The sequence below is a fragment of the Okeania sp. SIO2F5 genome (genome assembly GCF_010692685.1).
Lineage (GTDB): Bacteria > Cyanobacteriota > Cyanobacteriia > Cyanobacteriales > Microcoleaceae > Okeania > Okeania hirsuta.
In genome coordinates this window covers 1-18,684 of record NZ_JAAHGU010000014.1, presented here as the reverse complement: position 1 = coordinate 18,684, position 18,684 = coordinate 1, and the positions used below count along the sequence as shown (strand labels likewise).

The 18,684-nt window shown below is 34.1% G+C and carries 16 protein-coding genes; 12 read left to right on the top strand and 4 right to left on the bottom strand.

Going from position 1 to position 18,684, the window contains the following annotated elements:
* Positions 1-3: 3 nt before the first annotated feature.
* The 10 genes from F6K27_RS08165 to F6K27_RS08120 all read left to right on the top strand — a co-directional run bounded on the left by F6K27_RS08165 (position 4) and on the right by F6K27_RS08120 (position 10,427).
* Positions 4-1,092: a serine kinase gene (locus tag F6K27_RS08165; RefSeq protein WP_287275202.1), complete on the top strand. Its 1,089-nt coding sequence runs from the start codon at positions 4-6 to the stop codon at positions 1,090-1,092.
* Positions 1,082-1,786 (top strand): glycosyltransferase family A protein, encoded by a 705-nt coding sequence (locus F6K27_RS08160; protein ID WP_287275200.1) that lies wholly within the window; start codon positions 1,082-1,084, stop codon positions 1,784-1,786. Before F6K27_RS08165 ends, F6K27_RS08160 begins: the two co-directional genes overlap by 11 nt.
* A 14-nt stretch (positions 1,787-1,800) precedes the next feature.
* Positions 1,801-2,652 (top strand): methyltransferase domain-containing protein, encoded by an 852-nt coding sequence (locus F6K27_RS08155; RefSeq protein ID WP_287241777.1) that lies wholly within the window; start codon positions 1,801-1,803, stop codon positions 2,650-2,652.
* Positions 2,653-2,761: 109 nt separating this feature from the next.
* Positions 2,762-3,520: a glycosyltransferase gene (locus F6K27_RS08150; RefSeq protein ID WP_287300857.1), complete on the top strand. Its 759-nt coding sequence runs from the start codon at positions 2,762-2,764 to the stop codon at positions 3,518-3,520.
* A 45-nt stretch (positions 3,521-3,565) separates the two neighbouring features.
* Positions 3,566-4,276, top strand: coding sequence for a class I SAM-dependent methyltransferase (locus tag F6K27_RS08145; RefSeq protein WP_287275197.1), 711 nt, complete (start codon positions 3,566-3,568; stop codon positions 4,274-4,276).
* A 41-nt stretch (positions 4,277-4,317) separates the two neighbouring features.
* Entirely contained in the window at positions 4,318-5,022 is a 705-nt protein-coding gene (locus F6K27_RS08140; protein ID WP_287275195.1) for a glycosyltransferase family A protein, read from the top strand.
* A 17-nt stretch (positions 5,023-5,039) separates the two neighbouring features.
* The gene (locus F6K27_RS08135) at positions 5,040-7,457 is read left to right on the top strand and encodes a glycosyltransferase (RefSeq protein ID WP_287275193.1); all 2,418 of its coding nucleotides are present in this window, start codon (positions 5,040-5,042) and stop codon (positions 7,455-7,457) included.
* Positions 7,458-7,911: 454 nt separating this feature from the next.
* Positions 7,912-8,301, top strand: a complete 390-nt coding sequence (locus F6K27_RS08130; RefSeq protein ID WP_287275191.1) for a hypothetical protein — start codon at positions 7,912-7,914, stop codon at positions 8,299-8,301.
* Positions 8,302-8,343: 42 nt separating this feature from the next.
* A complete protein-coding gene (locus F6K27_RS08125) occupies positions 8,344-9,225 on the top strand; it encodes an SDR family NAD(P)-dependent oxidoreductase (RefSeq protein WP_287241763.1) in 882 nt (293 codons plus the stop codon).
* 254 nt (positions 9,226-9,479) lie between these two features.
* Positions 9,480-10,427 carry an SMP-30/gluconolactonase/LRE family protein gene (locus F6K27_RS08120; protein WP_287275189.1) on the top strand — a complete coding sequence of 316 codons (948 nt, stop codon included), beginning with the start codon at positions 9,480-9,482 and terminating at the stop codon, positions 10,425-10,427.
* Between the two features lie 212 nt (positions 10,428-10,639).
* On the opposite strand, the gene F6K27_RS08115 is transcribed toward F6K27_RS08120, so the two are convergent.
* The gene (locus F6K27_RS08115) at positions 10,640-11,884 is read right to left on the bottom strand and encodes a nucleotidyltransferase family protein (RefSeq protein ID WP_287275187.1); all 1,245 of its coding nucleotides are present in this window, start codon (positions 11,882-11,884) and stop codon (positions 10,640-10,642) included.
* A 395-nt stretch (positions 11,885-12,279) separates the two neighbouring features.
* Here F6K27_RS08115 and F6K27_RS08110 point away from each other — a divergent pair, with 395 nt between their 5' ends.
* Entirely contained in the window at positions 12,280-13,416 is a 1,137-nt protein-coding gene (locus F6K27_RS08110; RefSeq protein WP_287241759.1) for a nucleotidyltransferase family protein, read from the top strand.
* Positions 13,417-13,503: 87 nt separating this feature from the next.
* The gene (locus F6K27_RS08105) at positions 13,504-13,833 is read left to right on the top strand and encodes a hypothetical protein (RefSeq protein WP_287241756.1); all 330 of its coding nucleotides are present in this window, start codon (positions 13,504-13,506) and stop codon (positions 13,831-13,833) included.
* 443 nt (positions 13,834-14,276) lie between these two features.
* On the opposite strand, the gene F6K27_RS08100 is transcribed toward F6K27_RS08105, so the two are convergent.
* From F6K27_RS08100 to F6K27_RS08090, 3 genes are all read right to left on the bottom strand, one after another.
* Positions 14,277-15,857 (bottom strand): NAD(P)H-quinone oxidoreductase subunit 4, encoded by a 1,581-nt coding sequence (locus tag F6K27_RS08100; RefSeq protein WP_287275185.1) that lies wholly within the window; start codon positions 15,855-15,857, stop codon positions 14,277-14,279.
* Positions 15,858-16,158: 301 nt separating this feature from the next.
* Positions 16,159-18,252, bottom strand: a complete 2,094-nt coding sequence (locus tag F6K27_RS08095) for an NAD(P)H-quinone oxidoreductase subunit 5 (RefSeq protein WP_287275183.1) — start codon at positions 18,250-18,252, stop codon at positions 16,159-16,161.
* Positions 18,253-18,529: 277 nt separating this feature from the next.
* Positions 18,530-18,684: transposase (locus F6K27_RS08090; RefSeq protein ID WP_287275304.1), on the bottom strand; the 155-nt coding region annotated here is incomplete at its 5' end.

The following is an 18,684-nucleotide window of genomic DNA, read 5'->3' as shown; positions in this document are numbered from 1 at the left end:
AAAGTGACTCAAAAACCAAATATTCCTAGTGAATTGTTACCTCAGAAATATCCTTTAGAATTTTTCAATGAAGTCTATGATTTATACCAACAAGCAGAAATTAATGTTGGAGGTAAAATCACTCTTTATTATGAAATTTCTGGGTTAACAGTTCGTTTGTGTTTTGCAGGAGAAGCTTTAATCTCTCGTTTAACTACTGCATTAGCACACTTAGAAATACAAGCGATCGCTAATCCTGACTTAACAATTTGTATTTGGGATAGCACCTCTACTAATACTATTATGCCACCTCCTCCCTGGCAAGGACAGCATCTACAAAAACGAGGAGAAGTTTGGGGATTAAATAGCGATCGTATTCACACATCTTTTCAATGGGGTGCTAATGCTTTAAGCTTATTAGATTATGAACGTAATTTAGGAATTTATTGGGTTAATAATTCTGAATTAGTACCCTATTGGGAAACCGGATCGCCTCTGCGAACAATTCTCCATCTTTGGTTAGGAAAAAGAGGTATTCAGATGGTTCATGCAGGTGCTGTAGGAGTTCCTAGCGGTGGTGTTTTATTAGTAGGAAAAGGTGGTTCGGGAAAGTCTACTACAGCGTTATCTTGTCTTGATTCTGAGTTATTGTATCTGAGTGATGATTATAGTTTAATAACTTCTGAACCTAAGCCTACAGCTTTTAGTATTTATGCTACAGGGAAGAAAAAGCCTGATGATGTAGATCGCTTACCTTTTTTGAAGCCAATCATTAGCAATTATGAAAAATTAGGAGAAGAAAAAGCTCTTTATTTTCTGAATAAACATTTCCCATATCGGATTATTAAACAGTTTCCTCTGAAAGCAATTTTAGTTCCTCGAATTACGGGGAAACTAGAAACAAGTTTAACTAAAACTTCGACAATTACAGCCGTATCATCCCTGGTTCCTAGTACAGTTAAACAATTACCAGGAACAGGACAAGAAGCTTGTAAAATTATGACTAAAACTGCTGAAAAATTACCTTGTTATTATCTCAATCTGGGAACTGAAATCGAATCAATTCCTCAAGTAATATTTGATTTAATTATCTCATTAAAACATGTCGTTTAATAATCCTTTAATTAGCGTTATTGTCCCTGCTTATAATGCAGAAGAATATTTAGAAGAAGCACTGCAAAGCATTAGTAAGCAAAACTATGAACCTCTAGAAATTATAGTTATTGATGATGGATCAACGGACAAAACAGCAAGTATTGCTAAGGGGTTTAGCGATAAAATCAACTATATCTATCAAGAAAATAGTGGACCAGCAGCAGCTAGAAATACAGGTATTAAAATAGCACAAGGAGAGTATATTGCTTTTCTGGATAGTGATGATATATGGGGAGATAATCATTTAGAAATACTCTTAAATTATTTGACTCAAGAGCCTGATTTAGAAGCAGCTATGGGTAGAGTGCAATGTATGGTAGTGAAAGAAAATCAACAAGGAAAAAAAATATTTGAAGAATTTGGTGAAGCAACTATTAATGTAAATTTGGGAGCAGGTATATATAAGAAATCTGTATTTATAAAACAAGGGTATTTTGACCCCAATTTACAACAAAGCGAAGATGTAGATTGGTTTATGAGAAATAAAGAAGCTGGCATCAAAATAGCGATGCTTGAAGAGACTACCTTATATTATCGTCTTCATCAAGATAATATTAGTAGAGATCGAAAGAGAGGTTATTCAACGTTTCTGAATGCTCTCAAAAAATCTTTAGATAGACGAAGAAATCAAAATACTCAACTTCCTGGTTAAATTTATTAATTAAAATGCGAGAAAAAGCAACTAAATTAATTATCAAAAAATATCTTGAAGCTGGACAAATTCCTTGGTATCCCGGTTATTTAGTTTATCGTCAACAGCTAATTAGTGAAACATTATCTAATTCTGACCTGATATCTAAATTTAAACTAAATCAGTCATTACCATTAGGATATGGTTATGGTGTAGATGAGAGATGTGTAGAATATCCTTGGTTATTTTGTCAATTAAATCATAACTCAGAGTCAATTCTTGATGCTGGTTCTGCTCTGAATCATGATTTTATTTTAGAACAACCAATATGGCAAAATAAGAAGTTACATATTTTAACTTTATCCCCAGAGTTTAATTGTCATTGGAAACGAGGTATTTCCTATTTATTTGAAGATTTACGCAGTATTCCCATTCAAGATAATTATTATGACCAAATTGCTTGTATTTCTACTTTAGAACATATTGGCTTAGATAATCGACAATTCACTGGTCAAGATGCAGATCAACAAAATAAAAATCAAGATTTTTTATTGGCTATTCAGGAAATGCGTCGTGTTCTTAAACCTTGTGGAAATTTATTATTAACTGTTCCTTTTGGCAAATATTCTAACTTAGAAACCCAGCAGGTTTTTGATGATAATTTATTAGAACAAGCAATCTCTGCTTTCAAGCCATCAGATATAACACGCACTTTTTTTTCTTATACTCAAAAAGGTTGGCAATTTTCCTCAGTTGAACAATGTAAAAAATGTGAATATGTTGATTGGATTATGTTACCAGAAGAAAAGCGTCCTAACAAATTTCCTGTTCAACTAGATAATGCTGCTGCTGCTAGAGCAGTTGCTTGTGTCAAGTTAGTGAAATAACTCTAATATTGAAGAAGGAGTCAGAACTCAGGAGTCAGGAGTCAGGAGGGAAAATTGCATGGGGATGTCTTTGACACCTTGCTCCGCGTCTATGTGCCCCCAAAGAATTTTGAACACTGCGGGTGACGGTGAGGTATTAAACCCACAAAAAAAAGATAATGATCAATTGGGATACAATTTTATGATGAAAAATCCTCTTGTTAGTGTAATTATTGTCGTTAAAAATGGTGAGCGTTATTTACAAAATGCGATTGACAGTATATTGAATCAAACCTATAGTAATTATGAAATTATTGTGATAGATGGAAGCTCCACGGATAACACCCCAAAAATAGCTCAATCTTATCCTCAAATTCGTTATTTTGTCCAAGATAGTAAGGGTATAGCTAATGCTTATAATCAAGGAATTGAGGTAGGAAAAGGAGAATTAATTGCGTTTCTTTCCCATGATGATACTTGGACTCCTGATAAACTAGAGACTCAAGTAATATACATGAGGGAGCATCCAGAAATTGAATATACAGTTGCTAAAGTTAACTTTTTTTTAGAACCAGGACATTCACCACCATCAGGATTTAGAACAGAATTATTAGAAGGGGAACATATCGGTAAAATTATGGAAACTTTAGTAGTACGAAAAACTTTATTTGAGAAAATTGGCAAGTTAAATCCTGAATTTACTGTAGCTGAGGATGTTGATTGGTTTGCTCGTGCTAATGATGCTCAAATTCCTATGGCTGTTATGCCCAAAGTATTACTAAATAAAAGAGTTCATGATACTAATTTATCTTTAAATTCTCAGCAAAATACACAGAATTTATTGAAGCTGATCAGAAATTCTATTCAAAGAAAACGTCAATTAAGCTAACCATTATTTATTAATAGAGTTAATACTTGAAAATAGGAGTTATTTGTGTCAAATAAAGATAAAATTAAAAAACAAATATTTAATAAAATATTTAAAGCAGATGATTTTATTAAAAAAATTTGTTATGGGAATGCAGGTATGTTAAACATGGGAAATATTTGGTGTTTTGATTATGCTATTTCTCATATCCCAAGTAAAGCACCAATTATAGAAATAGGTTCATTTTGTGGTTTATCTGCTAATGTTATTACTTATATTAAATTAAAACACAAAAAAAATAATCCTTTAATTTGTATAGATCCCTGGGATTTTAGCGAAGGAAATGAATTACAAAAATTAGGAGAACATCCTACTTTAAATAATAAAGATTATGGAGATTTTGTTAAAAGAAGCTTTCAAGAAAATCTATTGTTATTTAGTAGTTACGATCTGCCATTTGCTATTCAAATTACATCAGATAATTTTTTCAGAAAATGGAATGGAAAAGAAAAAGTTAATAATATGTTTCAAAAAACAATACAGTTAGGAGGTGATATCAGTTTTGCTTATATAGATGGCAATCATGATTATGATTATGCTTATCGTGATTTTCAAAATGTCGATAGATGTTTAAGTATAGGAGGATTTATTTTGTTTGATGATTCTGCTGATAATTCAGGGTGGGGAGTTTGTGAAGTAGTTAAAGAACTTTGTCGAAATGACAAATATAAGCTTATTAAACAAAACCCAAACTACTTTTTTAAAAAAATAAACTAACAACTAATTTCAAGCAATATAGATATAGATAGTCAAAAAATATGAATACTCTCAATCCCCTAATTAGCATAATTATTCCTGTTTATAACGGCGATCGCTATATATCAGAAGCTATTAATAGTGTCTTACAACAAACCTATAATCCCATAGAAATCATCGTTATAGATGATGGTTCAACGGATAAAACAGCAGAAGTAGTTAAAAGTTTTGGTTCAGTTTTAAAATATTTTTATCAAGAGAATAGTGGTACAGCTACTGCTCGTAATTCTGGGATTAGTCTGGCTAAAGGTAACTTTTTTGCTTTTTTGGATGCTGACGATATTTGGGTAGAAAATAAGTTAAAAATTCAGATGGAAATATTTAATAATAATCCTGAAGTAGATCTAGTATTTGGTCAAGTTCAACAGTTTTACAGTCCAGAATTAGATGAAAATATCAAAAAACAAATTTATTGTAATCCTGAACTAATGACAGGATATATACCTTCTGCGATGATCATTAAACGAGATGCTTTTTTCCGTGTTGGTAAGTTTCAATCTCAGTGGCAACAGGGTGAATTTGCTGATTGGTATATTCGAGCTACTGAGTTAAATTTAAAAATAATAAATCCACCTAATTTAGTGACAAAAAGACGCTTGCATAAAATGAATAAAGGTCTTCAACAAGGCCAAGCTTCTCAAAGTGATTATCTACGAATTCTTAAAGCATCTTTAGACCGCAAAAGACAACAAAAAAAAGAAAATTAAAATAATTCATAAATAATATGAAAGCTCAACAAGTAAATCATTTAGCTGAAATTCGTTATAGATTAGCGAAAGGATGGCAAATTAAAGGTAAAATTGAAACGGCGATAAGTGGTTACAAAGAAGTTATTAATATGAACTCAAATTATATACCAGCTTATCTCAGCTTAGGTGATTTACTATTAGCTAAAGGAGATTGGCAACAAGCACAACTTATTTACGATCAAGCAGTTAAAATTAATCCTAATTTTGATCGATTACATAAAAATTTGGTAAATGTTATTGCCAAATATCAAGGAATAGATGAGGCTTTTAATTACTATCAATTAACTAGACAAGACCAGAGAAAAATTACTATTAACACTACAGATATTTTAGCTTGTGTTGTAGTTAGGAATGAATCCCTGCGCTTACCTTATTTTCTCTCCTATCATCGTCAACAAGGGATTGATAAATTTTTGATTGTTGATAATGGTTCAAATGATGAGACTTTAGCTTATTTATTACAACAACCAGATGTTTATCTTTGGCAAAGTTTTCTTTCCTTTAATCAAGCAAATTTTGGTTCAGCTTGGTTTGAAGTACTGTTAAGAAAGTATGCTTTAGATCATTGGTGCCTAATGGTTGATGCTGATGAATTGTTTTACTATCCTAACTGTGAAAGTAAGAAAATTAATCAGCTATGTGAGGAATTAGAGCAACAAGGAAAAAAAGCTTTAAATACAGTTTTGTTAGATATGTATTCAGATAAAGCCATTGCCGAAACTCATTATCAAAAAGGAGAAAATTTCTTAGAAGTTTGTCCTTACTTTGATAGACAATTCTATCACACAAAAAAAGAAAAAGCTGGACCATATCAAAATCACATTGGTTATTTTGGAGGAGTCAGACAAAGGGTATTTGGCGAACAAGGAGCTTATTATTTAACTAAAGTTCCTCTAATTAAATACGATTTGAATCTAGTTTTAACAGGAGGGCAACACTATACGAATTGTCCAGAAGATAAAATTGCAGGTGAGTGGGGTTGTTTATTGCACTTTAAATATTTCTCATCCTTTTCTGGTTATGTTAAAGATCAAGTTGAGAGAAAAGAACATTATAATCAAGGAATGCAATATTTAGAATATGCAAAAGGAATAGATAAAAATCACAATTTAACTCTATATAATCCTAAATATTCTCTTCAATTTAAAAACAGTCAACAATTATTGGATTTAGGAATTATGAAGATTCAGGAAAGAGCAGTTTTTTCTGAATTAAAAGATGATTTTATCTCACATCCAGATAGTATTCTCCTCTATACAGATTGTCCAGAAATATACGGTGCTGCCCAATGGAATCATGCTTTAATTTGTGCTTTAGCAGAAGCTGGATATCATATTAATTGCGCTCAAAGCAAAGCCTCTCATCATTTAGTTACACATAGGAAACAATTAGGAATTCAACACTTATGGTTAGAAGAAGATAATATCTATCATTCTACTCAACCTGCAAGAGCATTTGTAAATACAACTGAAGCAGCTAATATTTTGGCAAAAACTAAACCAAAACTGATTATTTTTAGTGATGGTTGTCCTGTTTCTAACTTAGCTGCTAAACAGGTAGCAATTGAACAGAAAATTCCTTTTATAATTATCAATCACTGTGTTTCAGATGATTGGGCTAAACTATTTTCTCCTTACTTAGATCATTTACCCAATATTTATCAACAAGCGAAAACTGTAATTGCTGTTTCTCAAGCAAATTTAAACTTACTACATCAATTATTTAATTTACCTAAAAACAAAGGTGAAGTCATCTATAATGGCAGACCAAAAGAATTCTTTACTCAGGCAAATTTAGTAACCAGAAATTATCTACGTCAAAGTTTAAATATTCCTCAAAATGCCATAGTATGTTTCACTGCTGCTCGTTTAGAAGTAATGAAAGGGTATCAATATCAACTGAGTGCTATGGAAATTTTGAAACAAAAAGAAATTTGGTCAAAACTTTACTTTGTTTGGGCAGGAAGTGGCAGTTTAGAGAAGAAAATCATGCCAAAAATCAAGGAATTAGGAATAGAAAATAAAATCAAATTAATAGGCGATCGCTCTGATATTCCTGATTTATTAGATATGGCTGACATTTTTATTTTACCTTCCCAATTTGAAGGAATGCCATTATCTATTATGGAGGCAATGGCAAAGGGAAAACCTGTAATAGCAACTGCGGTTAGTGGTATTCCTGAAGAATTAGGAGATACAGGCAAATTATTATCAGATCCTAAGATTAATGCTCAAGCTACAATTAAAGAATTGGCTGAAACTATTGAAAATTGGGCTAATAATTTTACTTTAGCTACTCAAATTGGTCTAGAATGTAAGCAAAGAGCAGAACAAATGTTTCAGCAAGAAACAATGATTAAATATTATTTAGATTTAATTGACAAGGCAATATAATTAGCTACTTAATCTTTTTATTCCAACAAATTGAAACAAACAAATAATGATAAGTAAAGTTCAAAATGAATTAAAAATTAGACAAAAATAATTTTTCGATTACTTAACCTCTTTTTCGTTAAAATCAAGTTCAACTAAGCATAAATTTATTATCTTTGCCCACTATCGAACAGGTAGCACCTTACTCGCTAACTTACTAAACTGTCATCCAGAGATTTTTGTTGATGGAGAAATTTTTTCTAGCTTTTCTACATCTTACTTTAAAAAAGTTCTATTTCCTGAGACTTATATTAATATTCAATCTCAAAAAACGCCTTGTCATTTTTATGGTTTTGATCTGAAAATCGATCAACTTATTCTCAGCTTATCGAAGTTTCATCGGACACCTCTAAAATTTATAGAGAATTTATGTAGAAATGGTTGGAAAATTATTTACTTAAAACGAAATAATCTTTTGCGAAAAGCTATTTCCGATCTAAGTGCTAATGCTAGAAGACAATGGCATGATACCCCTGAAAATCCTTTGCTAAAAGCTCCAATTAGTATAGATTGCCAAAAATTAATAAAATTTATAGAATGGTGTGAGAAAATGAATAGAAAAGAAGAACAAGTTATTCAAGGACTTTCTTGTTTACATCTAATTTATGAAACTCATCTCTTAAATTCCGAGACACATCAACAAACTATAGATAATATTTTTAGTTATTTAGGCACTTATTCAGTTCCAGTTAAAACAAAAATGAAAAAAATATCTACTCATAATTTAGCTGATGATATTATAAACTATGAAGAAGTTGTTGATTTTATTCAGGCAACAAAATACCATCATTTTTTAGAAAACTAATTCTCGATCTTTCTGCTTCAATTTATAGTGAAGTAATTAATCATGAATCTCAAAATTCGATTAAAAGCTGCCTTAAATTCTTTTCTGAATCCATCAGCAAAAACACCCAAAGTTATTATCCAAGAAAAATCTCCAGAGCCATCATTAGTTTTCAATAATCAACTATTAGCAGGAAAAAATGTTCTGATTACTGGAGCAGGACAAAATATTGGTAAAAGTATTGCCTTGGAAATGGCTAAACAAGGAGCTAATATTTATTTTACAGATATAGTTGAAGAAAAATGCTTAAAACTAGAACAAGAACTAGCCAAATATCAGATAATATGTAAATGGTTTATTTCAGATATATCTAAAACTGAAGATATTGATAATTTACATAATTATTTTATTGAAAATAAGATTAAACTTGATATATTAATTAATAATGTAGGTATCCAATTTAATAAATTTGGCATTAAAAATTTTGAATTAGAAGAAGCAAATAAAGTATTTCAGACCAATATTTTTAAGCCAATGTATTTAACTAAGCTTATTGCTGAAATGATGATTAGGAATCAAATTTTTGGCTCAATTATATTTATAACATCCATACACCAATGTACTGTATTTCGTGAGCTAAGTTATAGTACATCCAAAGCATCTTTAGGAATGATTATAAAAGAATTAGCTATAGATTTAGCTGCACATAGAATCCGTGTTAATGGAATTGCTCCAGGTGTAGTACAAGAAGATAACAAGGGAAATCCTTTGTATTATAAATATACTCCCTTGCATCAAAGTAGCATTAATCCTAAATATATAGGTCGTGCTGTAGTTTATTTAGCTTCAGATTATTTCTCACATTTTACTACAGGAACAGTGATGAAAATTGATGCTGGATTATCCTTGAGAAATTATATGGTAGAGATTCATTTTCCTCAATAATATATAGCAATCCTATTTTATTTGTGTATAAAAATCTTACCCCTTTTAGGGAAGAGGGAACAGCGAACAGGCAGGAGTTTCAGTTTTTTTATTTACTTTTTGATTTGTCACAACCAATTTAGGATTGCTATATCTTTCCTGTCAATTGAGAAGAATAGGATTTTTTTATTTAAGAAATTAGTTAATCAGGAAATTAAAGTATCTAGATTTCGTTAAATTCAGATTGAGATATTTAAGTTAAGGGGTGGAATAATATGCAAGCACTAAAAAAAAAGCTCAAACAATTTGTAAAACAAAAGAAAGAACGATTAGAACTACAATTTAAAGTAGGTTATCTAGAAGCTAAATCAGAACAATTTTTCAGTTTATTTCCCCAAGGAGCAAAAATTAAGCGTGTTGTTACAGGATTTCAATTTACAGAAGGTCCGATTTGGTTTTCTGAAGCAAACTATCTTCTTTTTAGTGATATTCCTGCTAACAAAATTTATCAATTAACTCCAAATGGTAAAGTATCAATTTTTCGGCAATTCAGTAATAATTCTAACGGTTTAACTAGAAATAAACAGGGAAAATTAATTGCTTGTGAACATTGCACAAGGAGGGTAACGCAAACAGAAAAAGATGGTTCAATTACTATTTTAGCTGAACAATTTCAAGGGAAAAAACTCAATAGTCCTAATGATGTTGTTGTGAAAAGTGATAGTAAAATTTATTTTACAGATCCTTCTTTTGGCATTAAATCAGAACAACAGGAACAACCTTATCAAGGAGTATATTCTCTCTCAAATGATGGTAAATTAACCCTAGTTGCTGATGATTTTGAGCGTCCCAATGGTTTAGCATTCTCACCTGATGAAAAAAAGCTTTATATTGATGATTCATACCGTCATCATCTCAGAGTTTTTGATGTTCAAGACAATGGAATACTAACTAATGGTAAAATTTTTTATGACATGAAAATCAATAAACCTGGTTGTCCCGATGGGATGAAAGTTGACATTCAAGGAAATATTTATTGTACAGGTGCAGGAGGAATTTGGGTATTTAATCCAGAAGGAAATCATTTGGGAACAATTGTTACTCCAGAAATACCAGCTAATTGTGCTTGGGGTGATGCAGATTTGCAGACTCTTTATATTACTGCACAAACATCAATTTATACAATTAGAGTTAATATTCCAGGAATAAAAGTTGGATTATAGGTTTAATTTTTAATTTATAGAAAATACAGTAGGGTGGACAATTTACTTGAAATTATTCAATCAAATAATAAATTTATCAAAATAATTGGGTCGCGCAACCCCGCCTTGATCGGCGAAATATTTTTGGAGGGTTGCTCTAATCCCCGTTACAAAAACAACTTCTGTACGTCGCCAATCCGATGCCTCCCCTATCTGACTTCTGACTTCGTTATTTAATTGCACACCTTACTATCTATTGATTTTTGTTTTAAGCTATACTTAACTAACATTCTAATTGGTCGAATTAAATAATAAAAAATTGCCGGGAAATTAGATTTTGGCAATAGTACCCAATCAGAAGTAGTTGGAGTTAAAAAGAGGCTTAAAGCATACCAAATTTTATCTTTGAACCTTTCTTTAGTCCATAAATGAAAGGAAAATACTTTAATTTGTTCAGAACGTTCTTGAGAATCAAGAAACAACCAATTTTGAATTTGAGCAACAATTTTTTTGATTTCTATATCTAATTCAATCTTTTCTAAGACTAAATCAGGTAGAGGAGCTTTCAATAAATTATGTGCCAATAAAACCCCTGATAAAACAATACGCATTCCTCCTTTTTTTTCCGCTTGTTCCATAACAAATTGCCAATTTAACTGAGGATAAGCACAGATTAATTCTGCAATATCACAAATTCTTGAAAGCTTATCCCAACAGTCTTTTGTTCCATGCCCACAAAGGAGTAATAAATAATTTTCTGGACTAAGATTAGGGATGCTAGTATTAAGTAATGTGACAGTAGTTAGGTCTTCTTTTAAATAGTCTATACTTAAAGGAAACGCAAAATATTTAGGGATTACTTCCCAGTGTAATTCAATGACAAATTGAGCATTATAATAATCAAATTCATAGGCAGATTCTTTCACAAATTGATGTATTGTTTCTGACTCAAGAAATGCTCCTTCTTCCGTTTCCTCTAATTCAATAACATGGAAACGCATTTTATTACCTTGTTTGACTAGCAAATCTTTCCCTTTGACAATATCTTTTTCAGAAACTAAAAGATCCAAATCACTAAACTGTCTTAAGGAAATATCCCCATAAACACATTGTGCTAAAGGCGGTCCTTTAAAACAAAAAACAGGAATATTATTCTTAGCAAACAAATCAAGTAATTCTAGCAATTCTCTAGTTAAATATAAATTGCGGAGAGCATTTGTACGGAATTTTTTTTGGAGCTGAGTAAGAATTTTTTTGGGTACTGCATCTCGACAAGTATTGTTTATAGTTTGATATAAAATGGGTTTTACTGAGTGAGTTTCGGCTATTTGAATAAGATATTGCCAGTCTATTTTTTGTGTGAGTAAAGTCTTAATTATGTCTGCTGTTTCAGTATCTATATTTTTTCTAGCACAATTAATAATTAACTGAATTTCTGTGGGATAGCTTCCTAATGTTTGAGTTTGATTTTTGTTCAATACTTCTGCTCCTATTTTCCTTTTTTTATCGAATTAATTAGATTTGATTACTATTTTATCTCAAGTTTTAAAAATTTGGTACTATGGTATTTACATTTGAGAGCTAAATAGAGAATTAAATGAAGGAAAAAGGGAAGTTAATTACACCATATTCCATGTAAATATGATATATTAGTTAGATAGATGCCCAAAAATAAAATATCATTCATTCTATTTCCGTGAAAAAATAGTTAAATATTATGAAAAATGTGATACATCCATCTACTTTTTCTATTAACCAATGAACTGTGGAATGTAAGATTCTCTAAACCCACCCCTAACAAAAATGCTTATTTACGGAGAATTAAACAGTCCTACTTGATTTCTAACCCGACTCGTTTTCTTAGAGATAGTATATGAATTTAAACCTAAAATTTCAGCCATGCTCGCTGACTCACGAACAGAAATTACTATTACGGGTTTGTCTGTTCCAGGGAGAAGATGTCTTAAAAGCTTGGCAACAATGGGTAACAACAGTTGATATTGACAACCTTGACTCTGACTCTAATAGCTTACTTCCTTTAGTGTACCGTAACTTATCTACCCACCAGATAAATCATCCTGAAATGGGGAGACTTAAGGGAATTTATCGGAGTAAATTTTACAAAAATCAACTATTAATCCAAAAAATTACCAAAATTTTAAATTCTTTGCAGGATGCAGATATTGAGACAATACTCCTAAATGATGTTGCTATCAATTTACAGTATTATCCACATATTGCTCTCCGTCATATATATAATTTTGACCTGCTTATTAGAACGGAAAATGCCTCGAAAACAATAAATTTTTTAGATCGATTAGGATGGAAATATTCTGAGAATTTACCAATCAGAACTGTTGTAGGTAATGCTGCTATCTTCAAAGATGAATTAGGGTGTCGATTAAGTATTCATTACCCAGTAGCTTTAGATGCTATACAACAGAATGTTGAACATAATTTCTGGCAGGAAGCGGAAATTAATCAAGTAGGAGAAATGTCAACATATTTATTAAACCCTAGTAATCAGTTATTACAAGTTTGTTTACAAGCTTGGCCGTTTAAGCAAGTTTCTACTGCTATCTGGGTAGCAGATGCGATGATGATTCTAAATTCATCAGGAGATAAAATTGACTGGAATCAATTAATCAATCAGGCAAAAAAACGCCAAATTGTTTTGCCAGTGCAAAATACACTTCCCCTATTGGATAAAATACTCGATACTTCACTACCAGAAGCAACTTTACAAGAAATTGAACAACTCCCTATTTCTAAATTAGAGCAGAGAGAATATCAGATAATTAATAGTAAACTATACCCATTTATAGACACTTTTTTGAGCAGATATTATCTATATTCAAGATTAGTTAATAATAGCAATGCACAGTTAAAATTAATAGAATTTACAAGGTATCTGCAAGCAGTATGGGGTTTGGCTAGCTTTTGGCAAGTACCTATCCAAGTAGTTATTAAGGCTATAAGAAAGGCTAAACCAGATATCTTCAAAATCTAGACAATTTATCTCCATAAGCAGTAGGGAATAGTTCTGATATCTGGCGTTTGTAAATTAGGGTATATAGAACCCATTTGGGATCTTTGCATGCGGTACGTGCTTTTCCTAGTTGACCTCAACCAAGGATATCAAAACACATACAATTACGCACCAGAACAAAAACAATCTCTAGCAGAAGCTGCAACGGAGATTCAAGAACTACTAGACAAGCTTTCTGATACCTATAGTGAAACAGAAGCAGAACAAAAAGTAGCTGAAGATTTAGCTAATAAAGCAAAGCAAGACCCATCCTTTAAGGAAAAACTCAAAAGCTGGAGTCAATCTCTACTCAATAAGGGTACTGAAGCTGGTATCGCAGAATTTGCTAAGGAAAGAGTTACACGAGTTATTCCTCTTGCTCTGACTCTTCTTGCTTAACTGGGTCAAATATCAGGACTTACGCATGGACATTAAATCAAGTGAGGGCGAATACCATTTGCTAACGCAGAGCTGCCACTAACGCTCCTACATATGGCGTTTTCAAGGTGAATTTCCGTAAGTCCTGTTTATCTAATTTTGATGATGGCAATACACAATTTGACTGAGAGACGCAAACAAAATACCCAATAGAACGGCTAACCGAACTACTGGGCTTTTATCAGGATTCTAAATTATTCAAATACCTCGCACTATTTAATCGCAGGCGCACGCATCAACAACTCAGACTCATTCTTCAATGCCACTTCCCCAGTAGGGTGTGTTAGCGTTTGCGCAGCATTCCGTAGGAAAGCGTAACTGAGCGAAACATTTATTTGGGACAAGCGGTGCGTTACATTTCATTAACGCACCCTACTGAACTACAGGTGACCAAGATGGCCGCACTATTTAATCGCAGGCGCACGCATCAACAACTCAGACTCACTATTCAACGCCACTTCCCCAGATTCTATCAACGTTGGTACAGCATCTCGCAACCGCGCCGTCAACTGTACTGTCGTTGCATCATAAATCTGAGTCACAATCTTGGGATACAAACCAATACCAATAATTGGCACCAACAAACAACCAATAATAAATACCTCGCGGGGTTCGGCATCCTTGAGAACTTCGTGTTCTACCAACTCCTTATTCTCAGGACCGTACAAAATCTCCCGCAACATTGACAACAGATAAATTGGAGTCAAAATCACTCCCACTGCAGCCAAGAATATTGCCAACACCTTGAAAGTTGGATTATAAGCATCACTGGTGGCAAAACCAATAAATATCATCACCTCTGCCACAAACCCACTCATTCCAGGTAATGCCAAAGAAGCCATCGAACAAGTCGTCCACATTGCGAACACTTTCTTCATCTTCTTACCGACACCACCCATTTCATCCAATATTAAAGTATGGGTACGGTCATAAGTAGCTCCCACTAAGAAGAATAAACTCGCCCCGATCAAACCGTGGGAAATCATTTGTAGTACAGCTCCACTCATACCAATATTGGTAAATGAAGCCATACCAATCAACACAAAACCCATGTGAGAAATTGAAGAATAAGCAATTTTCCGCTTCAAGTTTCGTTGAGCAAATGAAGTCAAAGCGGCATAGACAATATTGACAACCCCCAAAATCACCAATATAGGAGCAAACACTGCGTGAGCATCAGGTAACATTCCTGCATTCATTCGCAACAGTGCATAACCACCCATTTTTAACAGAATTCCTGCCAGCAACATATGAGCAGGTGCAGTTGCTTCCCCGTGAGCATCAGGCAACCAGGTATGTAATGGGAAAATTGGCAACTTCACAGCGTATGCAATCAAAAAAGCTCCATATAACAATAGTTGCAGATTCAGAGCATAATCTTTCGCAGCAACCGCTCTCATATCAAAAGTAACAGTATCGCCATAAAACGCCATTGTTAACGCTGCTATCAAAATAAACAGCGAACCACCTGCGGTATAAAGAATAAACTTAGTTGCTGCATACAACCGTTTTTTACCACCCCAGATGGAGAGAATTAGGTACACTGGTACTAACTCTAATTCCCAAACCAGGAAAAATAGCAACATATCCTGCACGGCAAACACAGCTATTTGACCGCCGTACATTAACAACATCAAGAAATAAAATAGCTTTGGCTTAAAAGTTACAGGCCACGCTGCCATAATTGCCAGAGTTGTGATAAACCCAGTCAGGATAATTAGTGGCATGGATAAACCATCAGCTCCCACTGACCAATTTAAGTCTAATTGTGGCACCCAAGCATAACTTTCTACCAGTTGAAGCTCAGGGTTACTCGTGTCATATCCAGTACAGAAGGCAGTAGTGATAATAGTAAAATCAATTAATCCAACAATTAGGGCGTACCACCGTACTGTTTTGCCGTCTTTATCCGGAATAATCGGAATTAGCAACGATGCAACTACTGGAAATAGGATGATTATAGTTAACCAAGGAAAATTAGCCATAAATATCAAATCTCACTTTTAAAATGTTTGAAGAAGGAAGAAGTAAGAAGGAAGAAGGAAGAAGAAAAAATACTACTCGCAATTCTTAATTTTCTGTTCCCTGTTCCTTCAGGGCTGTTTCATTCTAAATTTTTGCGTTTCTCTCAAAGCCTGACGGGGAGACAGTTATGGGCAGTTCTACTTCTTTGGGTGGAAAGCCAACTTTTAATCGTAAATTAAAAGCCTCCATCCCCGTGTCTCCGTGTCTCCGCGTCTCCGTGTCTATCGAGGGTGAAACAGCACTGTCTGTTCCCTGTTCCCTCTAAACTCCAGAGAAAACAACGAAGCCTAAAACTGCCACAAATACAATTAGTGCATAGAACTGAGCGCGACCATTTTCTAAATATTTCAAACCTTCCCCACTCAACAAAGTAATAAAACCTGTTAAGTTAACAGCTCCATCAACTACTTTGTAATCTACTTCCAACACTTGACGTGCTAGACGACGACTACCTCTAACAAATAGCTTGTCGTTGAGGTCGTCTAGATACCACTTGTTGAGAGAGAAGTTGTAAAGAGGTTTGATTTTTTCAGCGATCGCACTAGGGTCAATTTTACGACTCAAGTACATCAGGGAAGCAAAGGTAATGCCAATTAAAGCAATACCCACAGAGTTACCTGCCATAATTAAAAATTCAGTCAGGTCAAACTCAGCTAATTCCTCTAGCACCTCTGCCAAAGATTCTCCTGGTGCATAAATAAACTGCTCAAAATAATTAGCAAAAGGCGTTCCTAACAAACCAATAATCATTGAAGGAATCGCTAAAACCATCAATGGTAAAGTCATGCTAATAGGAGACTCATGGGGAGAGTCACTATGATGACCGTGGTCGTGGTCGTGGTCATGGTCATCATGGCCGTGTTCTAATTCTTTCGGGTCCATTGCACCAGGTCCGAAAGCTACCGCTGGGGTCATCTCGACCTTATCACCTGTAGAGTTTGCAGCCATTAATTGCTGTTTAATCTGCTCATCGTTACCCCGGAATTCTCCCTCAAAAGTGGAGAAATACATCCGGAACATATAAAAAGCAGTCATTCCAGCAGTTGCCCAACCGATCAACCACAAAGCGGGGTTTGCTCCAAAAGCACTGCCCAGAATTTCATCCTTTGACCAAAAACCAGCAAAAGGAGGGATACCGCAAATTGCCAGAGTACCAATTAAAAAGCAAGTAGAGGTAACAGGCATATATTTGCGCAGTCCACCCATTAACCGCATATCTTGCGCCAAAACTGGGTTGTGACCGACAACAGCTTCCATACCATGAATAACTGAACCGGAACACAAAAACAACATAGCTTTGAAATAAGCGTGGGTCATTAGGTGAAATAGTCCAGCACTATAAGCTCCCACACCCATTGCCATTACCATATATCCCAATTGGGAAATAGTGGAATAGGCAAGACCTTTTTTAATGTCATTTTGAGTAATGGCGATCGTTGCTCCTAGAAAAGCCGTGAAAGCTCCTGTCCAAGCAATAATGTTCATTACTATTGGCAGATGTTCAAATACTGGATACATCCGCGCAACTAGGAAAACCCCAGCAGCTACCATTGTCGCTGCATGGATTAGAGCAGAAATTGGTGTAGGGCCTTCCATCGCATCTGGTAGCCAAACGTGCAATGGGAATTGAGCCGACTTGGCCGCAGGTCCTAAAAAGACTAAAACACCAAACAGGGTAGCTAAACCAGCACTCAGAGCGCCTGTTTCTACCAGTTGTTCTAGACGAACGCCCATGACTTCAAATTCAAAGCTACCAGTTGCCCAGTAAATTCCGAGCATCCCTAGTAGCAAACCAAAGTCACCGACACGGTTGGTCACAAAAGCTTTTTGGCAAGCATCTGCTGCTGCTTTCCGGTCGTACCAGAAACCTATTAGTAGGTAGGAAGATACACCCACCAGTTCCCAAAAGATATAGACCTGGACCAGGTTTGGAGAGACAACTAGACCTAACATTGAGGAGCTAAATAAGCTCAAGTAGGCATAAAAGCGTACATAACCTGCGTCGTGAGCCATGTAACCATCGGTATAGACCATTACCAAAAAGGCAACAGTAGTTACAATGACTAACATAAGGGCTGTCAGATGGTCGATGGTATAGCCCATACGGAGTTTAAAGTCACCTGCTGCAGCCCACTCAAACATTTGAGTATAGGTTTCATGGCCATTAATTTGACTCCAGAGGATGGCAAAGGAGAGAACCATTGCAGTTCCTAACAGGGAGACTATGAATATTGCAGATCCCCGTCGCAAATTACTTGTGGCTTGACTATAGGATATTAGTCCCAGGCCGACTACCATTGCTCCAAGTAGGGGCAATAGTGGAATCAGCCAGGCATATTGATAAAGGGCTTCCATTGTTTATGGTTACTTTATAATTCTTAATTAAGTAGACAAAACTAATAAGCATTCTTACACAGACTTTCCTGGGATCAAAACTAAAGATCAATTTTTTTAATGGTTATCCAGGTATAAAAGTCAAAAGTCAAAATTAAATAGCCAAAATGTTGTATGCTGTAGAGTTAAATTTTGGAAATCTTTTAGATAGCACTTTTTTTGAGGAAAGTCAAAAAAACTGACCATGAATTTGATGAATATTCACACTATTTCCTCATTCACGACTTTAATTAGTAGTCTATACAAAGTGGAAATCTTCTCTTTGCCTGGCAATATGTTGATGTAGTCTAGCTATTCTATTCTGTGCTTTTTTCCAATTGTTTGACCCAATTTCTTTTCTAGATACTTTTTTTTGCTTTCTTGCTAGATTAGATTGAGATTTTCTATAGAAAT

What these genes read in the sequence shown, in the direction of transcription:
- F6K27_RS08155 (WP_287241777.1), top strand. Translation starts at nt 1,801, where the DNA reads ATGCGAGAAAAAGCAACTAAATTAATTATCAAAAAATATCTTGAAGCT.
- F6K27_RS08160 (WP_287275200.1), top strand. Translation starts at nt 1,082, where the DNA reads ATGTCGTTTAATAATCCTTTAATTAGCGTTATTGTCCCTGCTTATAAT.
- F6K27_RS08100 (WP_287275185.1), bottom strand. Translation starts at nt 15,857, where the DNA reads ATGGCTAATTTTCCTTGGTTAACTATAATCATCCTATTTCCAGTAGTT.
- F6K27_RS08125 (WP_287241763.1), top strand. Translation starts at nt 8,344, where the DNA reads ATGAATCTCAAAATTCGATTAAAAGCTGCCTTAAATTCTTTTCTGAAT.
- F6K27_RS08110 (WP_287241759.1), top strand. Translation starts at nt 12,280, where the DNA reads ATGAATTTAAACCTAAAATTTCAGCCATGCTCGCTGACTCACGAACAG.
- F6K27_RS08120 (WP_287275189.1), top strand. Translation starts at nt 9,480, where the DNA reads ATGCAAGCACTAAAAAAAAAGCTCAAACAATTTGTAAAACAAAAGAAA.
- F6K27_RS08140 (WP_287275195.1), top strand. Translation starts at nt 4,318, where the DNA reads ATGAATACTCTCAATCCCCTAATTAGCATAATTATTCCTGTTTATAAC.
- F6K27_RS08105 (WP_287241756.1), top strand. Translation starts at nt 13,504, where the DNA reads ATGCGGTACGTGCTTTTCCTAGTTGACCTCAACCAAGGATATCAAAAC.
- F6K27_RS08095 (WP_287275183.1), bottom strand. Translation starts at nt 18,252, where the DNA reads ATGGAAGCCCTTTATCAATATGCCTGGCTGATTCCACTATTGCCCCTA.
- F6K27_RS08135 (WP_287275193.1), top strand. Translation starts at nt 5,040, where the DNA reads ATGAAAGCTCAACAAGTAAATCATTTAGCTGAAATTCGTTATAGATTA.